The 3,407-nt window shown below is 70.6% G+C and carries 3 protein-coding genes; 2 read left to right on the forward strand and 1 reads right to left on the reverse strand.

Annotated features, from left to right (window positions below; all coding sequences use genetic code 11):
* Together HUW62_RS46350 and HUW62_RS46355 are read left to right on the forward strand one after the other, a co-directional pair.
* The coding region (locus tag HUW62_RS46350) for an Hsp70 family protein (RefSeq protein WP_176438091.1) at nucleotides 1–1,238 on the forward strand (1,238 nt) is incomplete at its 5' end.
* Nucleotides 1,239–1,359: 121 nt separating this feature from the next.
* Nucleotides 1,360–1,986, forward strand: coding sequence for an outer membrane beta-barrel protein (locus HUW62_RS46355; protein ID WP_176438092.1), 627 nt, complete (start codon nucleotides 1,360–1,362; stop codon nucleotides 1,984–1,986).
* Nucleotides 1,987–1,996: 10 nt separating this feature from the next.
* On the opposite strand, the gene HUW62_RS46360 is transcribed toward HUW62_RS46355, so the two are convergent.
* Entirely contained in the window at nucleotides 1,997–3,340 is a 1,344-nt protein-coding gene (locus HUW62_RS46360; RefSeq protein WP_176438093.1) for a glutamate--cysteine ligase, read from the reverse strand.
* Between the last annotated feature and the right edge of the window lie 67 nt (nucleotides 3,341–3,407).

Raw genomic sequence — 3,407 nt, forward strand, 5'->3', positions numbered from 1 at the left:
CCCCCACCCTCTTCACCGCCCTGCTCCTGCGCGAGCTGAAGCACGCCGCCACCACCTTCGTCGGCCGCAAGGCCACCCGCGCCGTCATCTGCGCCCCCACCCACTTCACGGACCGCCAGCGCGCGGCCCTCCGTGACGCGGCCACCCTCGCGGGGCTCGACGCCCAGCGCATCCTCACCGCCCCCGCCGCCGCGGCCCTCGCCCACGGACACGGACGCGGCATGGCTCGCAAGCGCGTGCTCGTCGTGGACCTGGGCGGCGGTGGGCTCGGCGTGTGCGTGGTGCAGGTCACCGGCGATGACCTGGAGGTCATCACCACCGGCGGCGACCCGATGGTGGGCGGCCTGGACTTCGACTCTCGCATCGCGGAAGCGCTCGCCAGTGACCTCGCCGCCCAAGGCATCCCCCGCCCCGAGCACCCGCTCGACTGGGGCCACCTGCGCACCGCAGCCGAGACCGCGAAGGTGGCCCTCTCCGAGCGCGAACAGGTGGAGGTGCCGCTGTCCACGGGCACCGTGCCTCCGCTCACCCGAGAGCGCATGGAGGCCCTCACCGCGGACCTCGCCCAGCGCGTCACCTCCGTCGTGCGCGAGGTACTCGACTCCAACGCCCTCTCGCCCCAGGGCCTCGACGCCGTGCTGCTCGTGGGCGGGCAGGGACGCACGCCCCTGGTCCGCCGCCGGCTCGAGGAGAGCCTGGGCGTGCCCGTGCGCGACGACGTCGACGCGCGAGGCGCCGTGGCCCTGGGTGCCGCGCTGCTCGGCCACGGCATCCTCCTGTCCGAAGGCGGCAAGCCCGGCGCCTCTGTCTCCGAAGTCCTCTCCGCCCCCATTGGCGTCGCCGAGCGAGGCGGCACCCTGCGCCGGGTGCTCGAGCGCACGACACGGCTGCCCGCCGGCAAGACGCTCGTCATCCCCGTGACACCAGGCCCCTTGGAGCTCGCCCTCTTCCAGGGCCCCTCGCCGCTCGCCGCGGAGAACGAGTACCTGGGCCGGCTCTCGCTCAACGTGGAGCGCGCGGGCGAGGTGGAGCTGCACTTCGCGCTCACCGCCGACGCGGCACTCTCGTTGGAAGCCACGCTGCCCGGAGTTCGCCGCCAGCCTGTCTCCCTCTCCCTCGAGGACCTGGACGACGCGGCACGCGAGGCGCTCGTCGCCCGCTCGCCGTTGATTGGCGAGCCCGAGGCGCGCCCCGGTGGACTGCTGAAGGGCTTGAAGAAGCTCTTCGGTCGCCGCTGAGCGCCTCTCCGTCAGGCCCCTCGCGGACCTGTCGGACCACCGCCCCCCCAGTGGTCTCTCTCTGTAACCGACTCAACGGATGCCCACCTTTGCGCTGACCAAGACTTCGAGGAGGTATGCGATGCGTCGATGGATCGTGGGAGGTGTTGCCGTGGTGGCCTGCGGACTGGCGACTCCAGCCGTGGCGGCCGTGGGGGCGCAGAACGTGGCCAAGAAGCTGGGCATGCGACAGAACCCGACGGCGGGTCTGGACGTGCGATTGGGCCTCGGCAGTTTCACGGGCTCGCTGGGCGAGGACGTCGGCGTGGGACCGCTGCTGGGCATCACCGCCGACGTCAATCCCTGGAAGTACGTGGGTATCGAAGCCGGATGGGAGCTCCAGCGGCTCCCCATCTCCACGAGCCGCGTCGATGACGAGGGCGAGGGTCTGTGGCGCAACAACCTGGGCTTCACGGTCAAGGCCGGGCCGACCCTCAACGAGCGCTGGCGCCCCTACGCGGGCGTCGGCTTCGGCGTGAGCTATATCAACCCCACCAGCGGCGCCGATGACGTCTACCGCAACGACTGGATCACCGAGACGCCCTTCTCTCTCGGCGTGGACTACCGCCTCGGCGAGGTCCTGTTCGCCGGAGCACGGGCCACCTATCGCCTCGTCGGCGGCGAGGACATCGTGAATCGCCCGGGCACCGACGAAGAGGCACGCGGCGGCCTCTTCAACGCCAACCTCACGCTGGGCGGCCGCTTCTAGCCGCCCCGCTTCACACGCTCGCCAATGAGAGCACCGTCTCGGGGCGTGGGTCCTTCTCCCACGCCTCGAGCAGCACCGCCGCGGGGGAGCGCTTGGACGCGGCCACCTCCGACAGCGGCTCCAGCAGCGGAGCATCCGCCGCGTCCAGGCGCAGCAGGCCCCGACGGGCAATGCCCACCATCTCCTCCGCCAGCCGGTACAGCTCGCGCGAGCCCAGCTTTCCAGCCAGCCCCTCGCGGCGCGCGGTGTCGTGGAAGGCCAGGTGCTCGGTGTACGTGAGCTTGGGCAGCAGCCTCTCCGCCTCATCCAACGCCGTGGCGTCATAGAGGATGCCGCGCCACAGCGCGCCCAGCGCCCCCGTCATCGCCGCGTTCCCGCAGTCCGCGCCACGCACCTCGACGACCTTCTTGAGGCGCACCTCTGGGAAGAGCGTGGAGAGGTGGTCCGTCCAGTCCGCCAGGTCCGGAGGCTGTCCCTCGAAGCCCTGCTCCAGCAACTGTCGGAAGGTGAGCTTCGGGTGCAGGTACTGGCCCTCGCGACGCAGGAAGAGCAGCGGCGCGCTCATCGCCCACTCGACATAGGCCCGGTACGAGAAGGAGCCGTCGAAGAACGCGGGCAGGTAGCCGCAGCGCGTCGGGTCCACTTCGTCCCAGACGCGGTTGCGGAAGGACAGGTAGCCGGAGGGCTTGCCGTCCACCAGGGGACTGTTGGCGTACAACGCGTTCATCACCGGCGACAGCCGCGCCACCACCACCGTCTTCCGGACACAGTCCGCCTCGTCCGTCCAGTCGAGCGACACCTGTCCGGTGGCCGTCATCAACATCATGTTCAGCGCCAGATTGCCCCGCTCCGGCAGGGTGCGCCGCATCACCAGATATCGCGACTTGGGCATCCACGGCATCGTCCCCGTCGTGCCCGTGGGGCGGTACCCCAGCGTCACCAGCCGCAGTCCGAGCTCCCCCGCCGCCGCCTTCACCTGCTTCAGGTGGGCCAGGTTCTCCGCGTGAGCCTCTCGCGCCGTGTGGAAGGGGCTGCCGGACAGCTCGAACTGTCCACCGGGCTCCAGGGAGATGGTGGCCTCGCCGCGCTCCCGCTGGAGGGCGATGACCGGCGACTCGGGCGTCTCCCGGAAGGGGACATAGCCGTCGGGGGCCAGCCGGTTGAGCAGGGCCCCGACTCCGGACGGCCCGTCATACGGAACGGGAGCGTCGGAACCCACGGGGAAGAGCAGCTTTTCGTGCTCCAAACCGAGGCGAAGGTGGCCCTGGGGCTTCTCGGCGGACCGAAAACCCGACACCAGCATGTCGACGGAGGTGATCGGCTCGGAGTTGGCGCGCTTGAGGTCGAGGGACATGAGCGCGCCCTATATAACGTGTAACTCCAGAGCCGCTTTCGATTTGCACACCGGCCCCGCCATGCCC

Origin of the sequence: Myxococcus sp. AM011, assembly GCF_013372595.1 — a bacterium.
GTDB lineage: Bacteria > Myxococcota > Myxococcia > Myxococcales > Myxococcaceae > Myxococcus > Myxococcus eversor.

Coding starts and splice junctions, on each gene's coding strand:
- HUW62_RS46355 (WP_176438092.1), top strand. CDS start 1,360: ATGCGTCGATGGATCGTGGGAGGTGTTGCCGTGGTGGCCTGCGGACTG.
- HUW62_RS46360 (WP_176438093.1), bottom strand. CDS start 3,340: ATGTCCCTCGACCTCAAGCGCGCCAACTCCGAGCCGATCACCTCCGTC.